Below are 14965 nucleotides of genomic sequence, written 5' to 3'. Positions count from 1 at the left end.
GTCCACAGTTCTACTTCCGTACAACTGACGTGACCGGTACCATCGAACTGCCAGAAGGCGTTGAGATGGTAATGCCAGGCGACAACATCAAGATGGTTGTGACTCTGATCCACCCAATCGCGATGGACGACGGTCTGCGTTTCGCAATCCGTGAAGGTGGCCGTACCGTTGGCGCGGGCGTGGTTGCTAAAGTTCTCGGCTAATCGCTGATAACATTTGACGCAATGCGCATGAAAAGGGCATCATTTGATGCCCTTTTTGCACGCTTTCACATCAGAACCTGGCTCATCAGTGATTATTTTTGTCATAATCATTGCTGAGACAGGCTCTGCAGAGAGCGTATAATCCATAAAGGGATTAGCGTTTCGATTTGGCTCGCCTCGCAATCGCGGGGTGAAATTATTTGTAGAATTCTTCTGACAGGTTGGTTTATGAGTGCGAATACCGAAGCTCAAGGGAGCGGGCGCGGCCTGGAAGCGATGAAGTGGGTCGCTGTTGCCGTGCTGCTGATTGTGGCAATCGTTGGCAACTATCTTTATCGTGACATGATGCTGCCGCTCCGCGCGCTGGCAGTGGTGATTCTGATTGCTGCAGCGGGCGGTGTCGCGCTGTTGACGACTAAAGGTAAAGCAACCGTTGCTTTTGCACGTGAAGCGCGTACCGAAGTCCGCAAGGTCATTTGGCCGACTCGCCAGGAAACACTGCACACCACGCTGATCGTGGCAGCAGTAACTGCGGTAATGTCACTGATCCTGTGGGGACTGGATGGTATTCTGGTTCGCCTGGTTTCCTTTATTACTGGCCTGAGGTTCTAAGATGTCTGAAGCCCCTAAAAAGCGTTGGTACGTCGTTCAGGCGTTTTCCGGTTTTGAAGGCCGCGTAGCAACGTCGCTGCGTGAGCATATCAAATTACACAACATGGAAGAGTTATTTGGCGAAGTTATGGTTCCGACCGAAGAAGTGGTTGAGATCCGTGGCGGCCAACGTCGCAAAAGCGAGCGTAAATTCTTCCCGGGTTACGTGCTGGTTCAGATGGTGATGAACGACGCGAGCTGGCACCTGGTGCGCAGCGTACCGCGCGTGATGGGCTTTATCGGCGGCACGTCTGACCGTCCGGCGCCAATCAGCGACAAAGAAGTTGATGCGATTATGAACCGCCTGCAGCAGGTGGGTGATAAGCCGCGTCCTAAAACGCTGTTTGAGCCGGGTGAAATGGTTCGTGTTAGCGACGGTCCGTTTGCTGACTTTAATGGCGTCGTTGAAGAGGTGGACTACGAGAAGTCCCGCCTGAAAGTTTCTGTTTCTATCTTTGGTCGTGCGACCCCGGTAGAACTGGACTTTGCGCAGGTCGAAAAAGCCTAAGCAGCGATCAAAAAAGCGGCGATTTAATCGTTGCACAGGGCGCGAGATTGGAATACAATTTCGCGCCTTTTGTTTTTATGGGCCCCGGCCCGTAAAACGAATTTTATTCACGGGGAGCCTCCCTGAGGCGCTATCACCCAATCAGAGGATTTTAGAATGGCTAAGAAAGTACAAGCCTACGTCAAGCTGCAGGTTGCAGCTGGTATGGCGAACCCAAGTCCACCAGTTGGTCCAGCTCTGGGTCAGCAGGGTGTGAACATCATGGAATTCTGTAAAGCGTTCAACGCCAAAACCGAATCCCTGGAAAAAGGTCTGCCAATCCCAGTCGTAATCACTGTTTACGCTGACCGTTCTTTCACTTTCGTTACCAAAACCCCTCCAGCAGCAGTTCTGCTGAAGAAAGCGGCTGGTATCAAGTCTGGTTCCGGTAAACCGAACAAAGACAAAGTGGGTAAAATTTCCCGCGCTCAGCTGCAGGAAATCGCGCAGACCAAAGCTGCCGACATGACTGGTGCCGACATTGAAGCGATGACTCGCTCAATCGAAGGTACTGCACGTTCCATGGGCCTGGTAGTGGAGGACTAAGAAATGGCTAAACTGACCAAGCGCATGTCCGTGATCCGTGACAAAGTTGATGCGACCAAACAGTACGACATCAACGAAGCTATCGCTCTGCTGAAAGAACTGGCAACTGCTAAGTTCGTTGAAAGCGTTGACGTTGCCGTTAACCTCGGCATCGACGCGCGTAAATCCGATCAGAACGTTCGTGGCGCAACTGTACTGCCACACGGTACTGGCCGTTCCGTTCGCGTAGCTGTATTTGCTCAGGGTGCAAACGCTGAAGCTGCTAAAGCTGCCGGCGCTGAACTGGTAGGTATGGAAGATCTGGCTGATCAGATCAAGAAAGGCGAAATGAACTTTGACGTTGTTATTGCTTCTCCAGATGCAATGCGCGTTGTTGGCCAGCTGGGCCAGGTTCTGGGTCCACGCGGCCTGATGCCTAACCCGAAAGTTGGTACTGTAACTCCTAACGTTGCTGAAGCGGTTAAGAACGCTAAAGCAGGTCAGGTTCGTTATCGTAACGACAAAAACGGCATCATCCACACCACCATCGGTAAAGTGGACTTTGACGCTGACAAACTGAAAGAAAACCTGGAAGCTCTGCTGGTTGCGCTGAAAAAAGCAAAACCAACTCAGGCGAAAGGCGTGTACATCAAGAAAGTTAGCATCTCCACCACCATGGGTGCAGGTGTTGCAGTTGACCAGGCTGGCCTGAGCGCTGCTGCAAACTAATGCCTTTACGTGGGCGGTGATTTTGTCTACAATCTTACCCCCACGTTTGCTAACGAAAGTTAGCGGCTAAAAGATTTGTTCGTTGGAGCCTGGCCTAATCCAGGCCTCCGTCGAAGACCGCAGGTGTTTCGCAAGAGACTTAATCCCCTGCGTAGACGGTGACAGAACGCTAAGATTATTTTTGGATACTCTGGCTTGTTTCTGCTCACCGTATTAAGACGCTCTTTCCGTTGGGGAGAGTGAAGTGAGTTCCGGAACATGAGTTCCGGCAAACATCCAGGAGCAAAGCTAATGGCTTTAAATCTTCAAGACAAACAAGCGATTGTTGCTGAAGTCAGCGAAGTAGCCAAAGGCGCGCTGTCTGCAGTAGTTGCGGATTCCCGTGGCGTTACTGTAGACAAAATGACTGAACTGCGTAAAGCAGGTCGTGAAGCTGGCGTATACATGCGTGTTGTTCGTAACACCCTGCTGCGTCGCGTAGTTGAAGGTACTCAGTTCGAGTGCCTGAAAGACACGTTTGTTGGTCCGACCCTGATTGCATACTCTATGGAACACCCGGGCGCTGCTGCTCGTCTGTTCAAAGAGTTCGCGAAAGCGAATGCAAAATTTGAGGTCAAAGCTGCAGCCTTTGAAGGTGAGTTGATCCCGGCATCGCAAATCGATCGCCTGGCAACCCTGCCGACCTACGAAGAAGCAATTGCACGCCTGATGGCAACCATGAAAGAAGCTTCGGCTGGCAAACTGGTTCGCACTCTGGCTGCTGTTCGCGATGCGAAAGAAGCTGCTTAATCGCAGTTATCTTTATAAAGCATTCGCTTACGTATAAACTTATTCTGATTTTCAGGAACAATTTAAATGTCTATCACTAAAGATCAAATCATTGAAGCAGTTGCAGCTATGTCCGTAATGGACGTTGTAGAACTGATTTCTGCAATGGAAGAAAAATTCGGTGTTTCTGCTGCTGCTGCTGTAGCTGTAGCTGCGGGCCCGGCTGAAGCTGCTGAAGAAAAAACTGAATTCGACGTAATTCTGAAAGCTGCTGGCGCTAACAAAGTTGCTGTTATCAAAGCAGTACGTGGCGCGACTGGCCTGGGTCTGAAAGAAGCTAAAGACCTGGTAGAATCTGCTCCAGCTGCGCTGAAAGAAGGCGTGAGCAAAGACGACGCAGAAGCACTGAAAAAATCTCTGGAAGAAGCTGGCGCTGAAGTTGAAGTTAAATAAGCCAACTTTTCTGGTTGCAGCCTGAGTAATTAGGCTGATGGCTGGTGACTTTTTAGTCACCAGCCTTTTTGCGCTGTAAGGCATCAGTAGCATTTCACACTGTTTGACTGCTGATTGTCCTGACAATGCATGTTTCTATCGACGACTTAATATATTGCGACAGGGTGCTCGCTCTGTGTAAATCGCGACGAAATGATTTAAGCGTGATAGCAACAGGTATTGCGGAAAGTATTCAATTTTCCGGTCCACAAAATGGTGTTGCACAAACTGTCCCTTCGTCGGACAGATGGGTCGACTTGTCAGCGAGCTGAGGAACCCTATGGTTTACTCCTATACCGAGAAAAAACGTATTCGTAAGGATTTTGGTAAACGTCCACAAGTTCTGGACATTCCATATCTCCTTTCTATCCAGCTTGACTCGTTCCAGAAGTTTATCGAGCAAGATCCTGAAGGGCAGTACGGTCTGGAAGCAGCCTTCCGCTCCGTGTTCCCGATTCAGAGCTACAGCGGTAACTCCGAGCTGCAGTACGTCAGCTACCGCCTTGGCGAACCGGTGTTTGACGTTCAGGAATGTCAGATCCGTGGCGTGACCTATTCCGCACCGCTGCGCGTAAAACTGCGTCTGGTGATCTACGAGCGCGAAGCGCCGGAAGGCACCGTTAAAGACATTAAAGAACAAGAAGTCTACATGGGTGAAATTCCACTCATGACGGACAACGGTACTTTCGTTATCAACGGTACTGAGCGTGTTATCGTTTCCCAGCTGCATCGTAGCCCGGGCGTCTTCTTCGACAGCGATAAAGGTAAAACACACTCTTCCGGTAAAGTACTGTATAACGCACGCATCATTCCTTACCGTGGTTCATGGCTGGACTTCGAGTTCGATCCGAAAGACAACCTGTTTGTCCGTATCGACCGTCGTCGTAAGCTGCCTGCAACCATCATTCTGCGTGCGCTGCAATACACCACTGAACAGATCCTGGACCTGTTCTTTGAGAAAGTGATCTTTGAAATCCGCGACAACAAGCTGCAGATGGAGCTGGTGCCGGAACGTCTGCGTGGTGAGACCGCGTCGTTCGACATCGAAGCCGACGGCAAAGTGTATGTGGAAAAAGGTCGCCGTATCACCGCGCGCCACATCCGCCAGCTGGAAAAAGATGATATCAAACTCATCGAAGTTCCGGTTGAGTACATTGCAGGAAAAGTAGCCGCGAAAGATTACGTTGACGAGTCAACGGGTGAGCTGATCTGCCCAGCGAACATGGAGCTGAGCCTGGATCTGCTGGCTAAGCTGAGCCAGTCTGGTCACAAACGTATCGAAACGCTGTTCACCAACGATCTGGACCACGGTGCGTATATCTCTGAGACTATTCGCGTCGACCCAACCACCGATCGTCTGAGCGCGCTGGTCGAAATCTACCGCATGATGCGTCCTGGTGAGCCACCAACTCGCGAAGCGGCGGAAAGCCTGTTCGAGAACCTGTTCTTCTCCGAAGACCGCTACGATCTGTCCGCGGTTGGTCGTATGAAGTTCAACCGTTCTCTGCTGCGCGACGAAATCGAAGGTTCCGGTATCCTGAGCAAAGACGACATCATCGAAGTGATGAAGAAGCTCATCGATATCCGTAACGGTAAAGGCGAAGTGGACGATATCGACCACCTCGGCAACCGTCGTATCCGTTCCGTAGGCGAAATGGCGGAAAACCAATTCCGCGTTGGCCTGGTACGTGTAGAGCGTGCGGTGAAAGAGCGTCTGTCTCTGGGCGATCTGGATACCCTGATGCCTCAGGATATGATCAACGCCAAGCCGATTTCTGCAGCAGTGAAAGAGTTCTTCGGTTCAAGCCAGCTGTCTCAGTTCATGGACCAGAACAACCCGCTGTCTGAGATTACGCACAAACGTCGTATCTCTGCACTCGGCCCAGGCGGTCTGACCCGTGAACGCGCAGGCTTTGAAGTTCGAGACGTACACCCGACGCACTACGGTCGCGTATGTCCAATCGAAACGCCTGAAGGTCCAAACATCGGTCTGATCAACTCCCTGTCCGTGTACGCACAGACTAACGAATACGGTTTCCTCGAGACCCCGTACCGTAAAGTGACCGACGGTGTTGTAACCGACGAAATTCACTACCTGTCTGCTATCGAAGAAGGCAACTACGTTATCGCTCAGGCGAACTCCAACCTGGATGACGAAGGCCACTTTGTAGAAGATCTGGTTACCTGCCGTAGCAAAGGCGAATCCAGCTTGTTCAGCCGCGACCAGGTTGACTACATGGACGTATCCACCCAGCAGGTGGTATCCGTCGGTGCGTCCCTGATCCCGTTCCTGGAACACGATGACGCCAACCGTGCATTGATGGGTGCGAACATGCAACGTCAGGCCGTTCCAACTCTGCGCGCTGATAAGCCGCTGGTTGGTACCGGTATGGAACGTGCTGTTGCCGTTGACTCCGGTGTTACTGCGGTTGCTAAACGTGGCGGTACTGTTCAGTACGTCGATGCATCCCGTATCGTTATCAAAGTTAACGAAGACGAGATGTATCCGGGCGAAGCAGGTATCGACATTTATAACCTGACCAAATACACCCGTTCTAACCAGAACACCTGTATCAACCAGATGCCTTGCGTATCTCTGGGTGAGCCAGTTGAGCGCGGCGACGTGCTGGCAGACGGCCCGTCCACCGACCTCGGTGAACTGGCGCTCGGTCAGAACATGCGCGTAGCGTTCATGCCGTGGAACGGTTACAACTTCGAAGACTCCATCCTCGTCTCCGAGCGTGTGGTTCAGGAAGATCGTTTCACCACCATCCACATTCAGGAACTGGCGTGTGTGTCCCGTGACACCAAGCTGGGGCCAGAAGAGATCACCGCTGACATCCCTAACGTGGGTGAAGCTGCGCTCTCCAAACTGGATGAATCCGGTATCGTTTACATCGGTGCGGAAGTGACCGGTGGCGACATTCTGGTTGGTAAGGTTACGCCTAAAGGTGAAACCCAGCTGACGCCAGAAGAGAAACTGCTGCGTGCAATCTTCGGTGAGAAAGCGTCTGACGTTAAAGACTCTTCTCTGCGCGTACCAAACGGTGTTTCCGGTACGGTTATCGACGTTCAGGTCTTCACCCGTGACGGCGTTGAGAAAGATAAGCGTGCGCTGGAAATCGAAGAGATGCAGCTCAAACAGGCTAAGAAAGACCTGTCTGAAGAACTGCAGATCCTCGAAGCGGGTCTGTTCAGCCGTATCTATGCGGTGCTGGTTGCCGGTGGCGTTGAAGCTGAGAAGCTCGACAAACTGCCACGCGATCGCTGGCTGGAACTGGGCCTGACCGACGAAGAGAAACAAAATCAGCTGGAACAGCTGGCTGAGCAGTATGACGAACTGAAACACGAGTTCGAGAAAAAACTCGAAGCGAAACGCCGCAAAATCACTCAGGGCGACGATCTGGCACCAGGCGTGCTGAAGATTGTTAAGGTGTATCTGGCCGTTAAACGTCAGATCCAGCCTGGTGATAAGATGGCAGGTCGTCACGGTAACAAGGGTGTTATCTCTAAGATCAACCCGATCGAAGATATGCCGCACGATGCTAACGGTACGCCGGTAGATATCGTACTGAACCCACTGGGCGTACCGTCTCGTATGAACATCGGTCAGATCCTGGAAACTCACCTGGGTATGGCTGCGAAAGGTATCGGCGACAAGATTAACGCCATGCTGAAGCAGCAGGAAGAAGTCGCGAAACTGCGCGAATTCATCCAGCGTGCCTACGATCTGGGTACCGACGTGCGTCAGAAAGTCGACCTGAATACCTTCAGCGATGAAGAAGTGCTGCGTCTGGCTGAGAACCTGAAAAAAGGTATGCCAATCGCAACGCCGGTCTTCGATGGTGCGAAAGAAGCTGAAATTAAAGAGCTGCTGCAACTGGGTGGTCTGCCAACGTCTGGTCAGATTACGCTGTTTGACGGCCGTACCGGTGAACAGTTCGAGCGTCCGGTAACCGTAGGTTACATGTACATGCTGAAACTGAACCACCTGGTCGACGACAAGATGCACGCTCGTTCTACCGGTTCTTACAGCCTGGTTACTCAGCAGCCGCTGGGTGGTAAGGCACAGTTCGGTGGTCAGCGCTTCGGGGAGATGGAAGTGTGGGCGCTGGAAGCATACGGCGCGGCATACACCCTGCAGGAAATGCTCACCGTTAAGTCTGATGACGTGAACGGTCGTACCAAGATGTATAAAAACATCGTGGACGGCAACCATCAGATGGAGCCGGGCATGCCAGAATCCTTCAACGTACTGTTGAAAGAGATTCGTTCGCTGGGTATCAACATCGAACTGGAAGACGAGTAATTCTCGCTCAAACAGGTCACTGGTGCCGGGTTACCCCCGGCACCAGATTGTGCTAACTCCGACGGGAGCAAATCCGTGAAAGATTTATTAAAGTTTCTGAAAGCGCAGACTAAAACCGAAGAGTTTGATGCGATCAAAATTGCTCTGGCTTCGCCAGACATGATCCGTTCATGGTCTTTCGGTGAAGTTAAAAAGCCGGAAACCATCAACTACCGTACGTTCAAACCTGAGCGTGACGGCCTTTTCTGTGCGCGTATTTTCGGGCCAGTAAAAGATTACGAGTGCCTGTGCGGTAAGTACAAGCGCCTGAAACACCGTGGTGTGATCTGTGAGAAGTGCGGCGTTGAAGTGACCCAGACCAAAGTGCGTCGTGAGCGCATGGGCCACATCGAGCTGGCGTCTCCGACCGCTCACATCTGGTTCCTGAAATCTCTGCCGTCCCGTATCGGTCTGCTGCTGGATATGCCGCTGCGCGATATCGAACGCGTTCTGTACTTCGAATCTTATGTGGTTATCGAAGGCGGGATGACGAACCTGGAACGTCATCAGATCCTGACTGAAGAGCAGTATCTGGACGCGCTGGAAGAGTTCGGTGACGAATTCGACGCGAAGATGGGTGCGGAAGCTATTCAGGCCCTGCTGAAGAGCATGGATCTGGAGCAAGAGTGCGAGCAGCTGCGTGAAGAGCTGAACGAAACCAACTCCGAAACCAAACGTAAAAAGCTGACCAAGCGTATCAAACTGCTGGAAGCGTTCGTTCAGTCTGGTAACAAACCAGAGTGGATGATCCTGACCGTTCTGCCGGTTCTGCCGCCAGATCTGCGTCCACTGGTTCCGCTGGATGGTGGTCGTTTCGCAACGTCCGATCTGAACGATCTGTATCGTCGCGTTATCAACCGTAACAACCGTCTGAAACGTCTGCTGGATCTGGCTGCGCCGGACATCATCGTACGCAACGAAAAACGTATGCTGCAGGAAGCGGTAGATGCCCTGCTGGATAACGGTCGTCGCGGTCGTGCGATCACCGGTTCTAACAAACGTCCTCTGAAATCTTTGGCCGACATGATCAAAGGTAAGCAGGGTCGTTTCCGTCAGAACCTGCTCGGTAAGCGTGTTGACTACTCCGGTCGTTCTGTTATCACCGTAGGTCCATACCTGCGTCTGCATCAGTGCGGTCTGCCGAAGAAAATGGCACTGGAGCTGTTCAAACCGTTCATCTACGGCAAGCTGGAGTTGCGTGGCCTCGCCACCACCATCAAAGCCGCTAAGAAAATGGTTGAGCGTGAAGAAGCTGTCGTTTGGGATATCCTGGACGAAGTTATCCGCGAACACCCGGTACTGCTGAACCGTGCACCAACACTGCACCGTCTGGGTATCCAGGCATTTGAGCCAGTCCTGATCGAAGGTAAAGCTATCCAGCTGCACCCGCTGGTTTGTGCGGCATATAACGCCGACTTCGATGGTGACCAGATGGCTGTTCACGTACCGCTGACGCTGGAAGCCCAGCTCGAAGCGCGTGCGCTGATGATGTCTACCAACAACATCCTGTCCCCAGCGAACGGTGAACCTATCATCGTTCCTTCTCAGGACGTTGTATTGGGTCTGTACTACATGACCCGTGACTGTGTTAACGCCAAAGGCGAAGGCATGGTGCTGACTGGCCCGAAAGAAGCTGAGCGTATTTATCGCGCTGGCCTGGCCTCTCTGCATGCGCGCGTTAAAGTGCGTATCACCGAATACGAAAAAGATGAAAACGGCGAATTCGTTGCGAAAACCAGCCTGAAAGACACGACCGTTGGCCGTGCCATTCTGTGGATGATCGTACCGAAAGGTCTGCCTTTCTCCATCGTCAACCAGGCGCTGGGCAAGAAAGCGATCTCCAAAATGCTGAACACCTGTTACCGCATTCTGGGTCTGAAGCCGACCGTTATCTTCGCTGACCAGACAATGTATACCGGCTTTGCTTATGCAGCGCGTTCAGGTGCATCTGTTGGTATCGATGACATGGTCATCCCAGAGAAGAAACACGAGATCATCTCTGAAGCGGAAGCCGAAGTTGCTGAGATCCAGGAGCAGTTCCAGTCTGGTCTGGTTACCGCGGGCGAACGCTATAACAAAGTTATCGATATCTGGGCAGCGGCGAACGATCGTGTATCCAAAGCGATGATGGATAACCTGCAGACCGAAACCGTGATTAACCGTGACGGCGTAGAAGAGCAGCAGGTTTCCTTCAACAGCATCTACATGATGGCCGACTCCGGTGCGCGTGGTTCCGCAGCGCAGATTCGTCAGCTGGCGGGTATGCGTGGTCTGATGGCGAAGCCAGATGGCTCCATCATCGAAACGCCAATCACCGCGAACTTCCGTGAAGGTCTGAACGTACTCCAGTACTTCATCTCCACGCACGGTGCTCGTAAAGGTCTGGCGGATACCGCACTGAAAACAGCGAACTCCGGTTATCTGACGCGTCGTCTGGTTGACGTTGCGCAGGATCTGGTTGTGACCGAAGACGATTGTGGCACCCTCGAAGGTATCACCATGACCCCGGTTATCGAGGGTGGTGATGTTAAAGAGCCACTGCGCGATCGCGTTCTGGGTCGTGTAACCGCGGAAGACATTCTGAAGCCGGGTACTGCAGACATTCTGGTTCCACGCAACACGCTGCTGCACGAGCACTGGTGTGACCTGCTGGAAGCGAACTCTGTTGACTCCGTGAAAGTACGTTCCGTTGTATCCTGTGACACCGACTTTGGTGTATGTGCGCACTGCTACGGCCGTGACCTGGCGCGTGGCCACATCATCAACAAAGGTGAAGCAATCGGCGTTATCGCGGCACAGTCCATCGGTGAGCCGGGTACACAGCTGACGATGCGTACGTTCCACATCGGTGGTGCGGCATCTCGTGCGGCTGCTGAATCCAGCATCCAGGTGAAAAACAAAGGTAGCATCAAGCTCAGCAACGCGAAGTCTGTTGTTAACTCCGCAGGCAAGCTGGTTGTAACCTCTCGTAACACCGAGCTGAAGCTGATCGACGAATTCGGTCGTACCAAAGAGAGCTATAAAGTGCCTTACGGTGCGGTTATGGCGAAAGGTGATGGCGAGCAGGTTGCCGGCGGTGAAACCGTTGCAAACTGGGATCCACACACCATGCCGGTTATCACCGAAGTAAGTGGTTTCATCCGCTTCACTGACATGATCGACGGCCAGACCATTACTCGTCAGACTGACGAGCTGACCGGTCTGTCTTCTCTGGTGGTTCTGGATTCTGCTGAACGTACTACCGGTGGTAAAGATCTGCGTCCTGCGCTGAAAATCGTTGATGCTCAGGGTAACGACGTTCTGATCCCGGGTACCGACATGCCTGCGCAGTACTTCCTGCCAGGTAAAGCGATCGTTCAGCTGGAAGATGGCATTCAGATCGGTGCGGGTGATGCTCTGGCGCGTATTCCACAGGAATCCAGCGGTACCAAGGACATCACCGGTGGTCTGCCACGCGTTGCGGACCTGTTCGAAGCACGTCGTCCGAAAGAGCCTGCAATCCTGGCTGAAATCAGCGGTATCATCTCCTTCGGTAAAGAGACCAAAGGGAAACGCCGTCTGGTTATCACTCCAGTAGATGGCAGCGAACCGTACGAAGAGATGATTCCTAAGTGGCGTCAGCTCAACGTGTTCGAAGGTGAACGTGTAGAACGTGGTGACGTGGTTTCCGATGGTCCAGAAGCGCCGCACGACATTCTGCGTCTTCGTGGCGTACACGCGGTAACGCGTTACATCACCAACGAAGTGCAGGACGTTTACCGTCTGCAGGGCGTTAAGATTAACGATAAGCACATTGAAGTTATCGTTCGTCAGATGCTGCGTAAAGCAACCATCGAAAACGCAGGCAGCTCCGAGTTCCTGGAAGGCGAGCAGGTTGAATACTCACGCGTCAAGATTGCTAACCGCGATCTGGAAGCGAACGGCAAAATCGGTGCGACCTTCTCGCGCGATCTGCTGGGTATCACCAAAGCGTCTCTGGCAACCGAGTCCTTCATCTCTGCAGCATCGTTCCAGGAAACGACTCGTGTCCTGACCGAAGCCGCTGTTGCAGGTAAACGTGATGAACTGCGCGGTCTGAAAGAGAACGTTATCGTGGGCCGTCTGATCCCGGCTGGTACCGGTTATGCGTACCATCAGGATCGTATGCGTCGTCGTGCTGCGGGCGAACTGCCAGCTGCACCGCAGGTGACTGCTGAAGATGCATCGGCGAGCCTGGCAGAACTGCTGAACGCAGGTCTGGGTGGTTCCGACAACGAGTAATCGTTGAGCCGCTAATAAAAAACCCGCCTCGGCGGGTTTTTTTACATCTGCATGTTTTCAATTCACCAACGGGATCCGACGATAAAGCTCAATCATATCGCCCGCCAGATCCTGAATGACCATCGCGTTCATCAGGTGATCCTGAGAGTGAACGGTGATCAGGTTAACCGGAAGCTTCCCGGTCCCCTCATCAAGACCGATAAGCTGCGTCTGTATGGTGTGTGCATGCTTCACATATTCGCGCGACTCTTCCATCGCTTTTTCAGCTTCGTCAAACTCCCCTTTACGCGCCATCTGCAACGCCGTCAGGGCTGCACTACGCGCCGCGCCTGCATTGACCAGCAGCTCCATAATCGTGGTTTCTAAGTCTTCCATTATGACTCCAGAAGTTTGAGTGCTTTTTCCAGTACGGCATCACCTTTCATCATGCCGTAATCCATCATGTCGATCACCGCGACCTTTTTACCCAACGGGTCGGCCTGCGCCTGGAGTTTAGCCTGCTCGTATTTAACCTGTGGCCCCAGCAATACGATGTCGGCCGTCGCGATGTTGTCTTTAAACTCCGCAACCGGAACGGCTTTAATGGTGACTTCAACCCCTTTTTTCTGCGCGGCGTCTTTCATACGTTGAACCAGCATGCTGGTTGACATTCCCGCTGCACAGCATAAAACGATGTTCTTCATAATCAGCCTCGATCTACATGTGTTTATTGATAATTATCCCGTGCAGACCGCTTCAACAACCGGTTTACCGCGATTGTGTGTCAGGCATCACAAAGAAACCGGCGATTTTCTGAAACCGGTTACAATTTTGCGTTGTCGGGTACCCGGCCCGTCGAAACGGGCAGGGGTTTAAGAGGGAGGATTAGCTGATAGACGTTCGGTTAATGCGGTTTTTGCCCTGCTGTTTGGCGCTGTAGAGGGCGTTATCAACGCTTCCGACAAGTTGTTCCAGCGGTTCAAAATGCCACTCCCCAAGACCACCGCTGAACGTAACCCGCAGGTTTTCTTCCCGCCAGACGCGCTTTTCAACGGCGGTACGCCACGCTTCCAGCAATGAGAGCGCAGACGTCATCTGCTCAGCCTGGAAAATTACCGCGAACTCTTCTCCACCGTAGCGGTAAATCGAGACGTCATGTGGCTGCATGATCTGGATCCCTTCGCGGGCCACGTTGCGCAGAACGATATCACCGGTCAGGTGGCCCAGCGTGTCGTTAATCGATTTAAAGTTATCAATGTCCACCAGCGCCAGCGCGAAAGGCTGCTGGGCATTCAGCAGCTCGGCGATATCGCTATCGAACGCGCGGCGGTTTTTACAGCCCGTCAGCGCATCGTGAGTCGCCTGACGCACATAGGCCATCTCACGCTCTTTATTGGACTGGATAGTATGGCTCAGCATCGCTTCCAGGCGCGGCGCTTCGCTGACGTCGCCGGTTTTGATGGCATTGATAATGTGCATCAGCACGCTACGCGAGGCGTGGCGCAGGTATAAGCCGAAGAGGATGATGATGATGGCCGCCAGCGCAAATCCCCAGCCAACAATCGTCGTTTCGTGGCGGGTGATATCGGTGAGCGTCTCGCCAGAGACCCGGTAGATGACAAACCAGTCCGGGTTGGTAAACGAGTAGTAGTAATACCAGGCGTTGCTTTTCTTGTCGTAAAGGTGGCCTTCACCGCTGGTCATTTTGTCCATCAGCGCTTCGCTAACGTACTGTTTGAACAGCGCGCCTGTATCCGGATGAAGCACCACGGCGCCGTCGCGCTCGACGACGAAGAATTCCCCCTGAACGGGCGCCACCATCTGACGCAGGGTGTAGCCCATTGACGTCAAATCGAGATGAAATGCGATCGTTCCCTTCAGTCTACCTTCGGGAGAAATCAATGGCTTATAGAGTGTGACCGTCGGATGGCCAGTGAAGTAGTCCATGTAGGGGCTGGTATAGTGGCTGAAGATACTGGCTTCCGCCTGGGCGACAAACCACGGCCGCGTCCGGGGATCGAAGGTTTTACTTTTCTCCGTGGGGAGTACTTCCGGTACGCGGAGATAATGCCCCTGCGTGTCAGCCAGCGAGATGGAGGAGACGGTCGGCATCAGGTTCTGCAGATGCATCACCATCTGCAGCCCTTGCGTCGGGTTGACGTTGAGCGTCTCGTTTAGCCTGTCGTTACGCGAAAAGTACATCGCGGCACGGCCCAGGATATAGTCGTTTTCACGCAGGATCGACTCGGTGTAGTTCACCGCCAGGTTGTGCGTGAAATTGCTGTTTATCTTATGATAATCCTCAAGAAAATCCTTTCGTTGCGAAAGCGTCACCGCGATCGCGATCACCGCAAAACTGCAGAGGATCCCCGCGAAGCTGAGCATGATTGGCCGGGTAAAAGAGAGCTTTTTGCTGTGAAGTGCCATGAGCTGTACATCGTTCCTGATGGTGAATACTTTTCG

At 52.8% G+C, this 14965-nt stretch carries 11 protein-coding genes and 1 pseudogene; 9 read left to right on the top strand and 3 right to left on the bottom strand.

Translation table 11 applies throughout. The features are described 5' to 3' along the window. From tuf to rpoC, 9 genes and pseudogenes are all read left to right on the top strand, one after another. Nucleotides 1-203: pseudogene (gene tuf, locus NUX24_RS21195) on the top strand (elongation factor Tu); the annotation flags it as partial. Nucleotides 204-431: 228 nt separating this feature from the next. Next, nucleotides 432-815, top strand: a complete 384-nt coding sequence (gene secE, locus NUX24_RS21190; protein WP_014068449.1) for a preprotein translocase subunit SecE — start codon at nucleotides 432-434, stop codon at nucleotides 813-815. 1 nt (nucleotide 816) lies between these two features. Next, on the top strand, nucleotides 817-1362 hold the full coding sequence (gene nusG, locus NUX24_RS21185; RefSeq protein WP_002438628.1) for a transcription termination/antitermination protein NusG: 546 nt from the start codon (nucleotides 817-819) through the stop codon (nucleotides 1360-1362). Between the two features lie 156 nt (nucleotides 1363-1518). After that, nucleotides 1519-1947: a 50S ribosomal protein L11 gene (gene rplK / locus NUX24_RS21180; protein WP_008503452.1), complete on the top strand. Its 429-nt coding sequence runs from the start codon at nucleotides 1519-1521 to the stop codon at nucleotides 1945-1947. Between the two features lie 3 nt (nucleotides 1948-1950). Further along, a complete protein-coding gene (gene rplA, locus NUX24_RS21175; RefSeq protein WP_006810530.1) occupies nucleotides 1951-2655 on the top strand; it encodes a 50S ribosomal protein L1 in 705 nt (234 codons plus the stop codon). 291 nt (nucleotides 2656-2946) lie between these two features. Then, entirely contained in the window at nucleotides 2947-3444 is a 498-nt protein-coding gene (gene rplJ / locus NUX24_RS21170; protein WP_001207203.1) for a 50S ribosomal protein L10, read from the top strand. 66 nt (nucleotides 3445-3510) lie between these two features. Further along, the gene (gene rplL, locus NUX24_RS21165) at nucleotides 3511-3876 is read left to right on the top strand and encodes a 50S ribosomal protein L7/L12 (protein ID WP_006176746.1); all 366 of its coding nucleotides are present in this window, start codon (nucleotides 3511-3513) and stop codon (nucleotides 3874-3876) included. 319 nt (nucleotides 3877-4195) lie between these two features. Further along, nucleotides 4196-8224 carry a DNA-directed RNA polymerase subunit beta gene (gene rpoB / locus NUX24_RS21160; RefSeq protein ID WP_023334099.1) on the top strand — a complete coding sequence of 1343 codons (4029 nt, stop codon included), beginning with the start codon at nucleotides 4196-4198 and terminating at the stop codon, nucleotides 8222-8224. A 75-nt stretch (nucleotides 8225-8299) separates the two neighbouring features. Further along, nucleotides 8300-12523 (top strand): DNA-directed RNA polymerase subunit beta', encoded by a 4224-nt coding sequence (gene rpoC / locus NUX24_RS21155; RefSeq protein ID WP_029741888.1) that lies wholly within the window; start codon nucleotides 8300-8302, stop codon nucleotides 12521-12523. A gap of 57 nt (nucleotides 12524-12580) precedes the next feature. On the opposite strand, the gene NUX24_RS21150 is transcribed toward rpoC, so the two are convergent. The 3 genes from NUX24_RS21150 to NUX24_RS21140 form a co-directional block, all read right to left on the bottom strand. Beyond that, nucleotides 12581-12898 (bottom strand): PTS lactose/cellobiose transporter subunit IIA, encoded by a 318-nt coding sequence (locus NUX24_RS21150; RefSeq protein WP_008503455.1) that lies wholly within the window; start codon nucleotides 12896-12898, stop codon nucleotides 12581-12583. Further along, nucleotides 12898-13206 (bottom strand): PTS sugar transporter subunit IIB, encoded by a 309-nt coding sequence (locus NUX24_RS21145; RefSeq protein ID WP_010425948.1) that lies wholly within the window; start codon nucleotides 13204-13206, stop codon nucleotides 12898-12900. Before NUX24_RS21145 ends, NUX24_RS21150 begins: the two co-directional genes overlap by 1 nt. 181 nt (nucleotides 13207-13387) lie before the next feature. Then, complete coding sequence (locus tag NUX24_RS21140; RefSeq protein ID WP_257833953.1) at nucleotides 13388-14929, bottom strand: sensor domain-containing diguanylate cyclase; 1542 nt, start codon at nucleotides 14927-14929, stop codon at nucleotides 13388-13390. Nucleotides 14930-14965 lie beyond the last annotated feature (36 nt).

Origin of the sequence: Enterobacter sp. HG048 (genome assembly GCF_024702055.1) — a bacterium.
GTDB lineage: Bacteria > Pseudomonadota > Gammaproteobacteria > Enterobacterales > Enterobacteriaceae > Enterobacter > Enterobacter dykesii.
The sequence above is the reverse complement of the archived record's forward strand: the minus strand, read 5'-3'. Positions and strand labels throughout refer to the sequence as shown.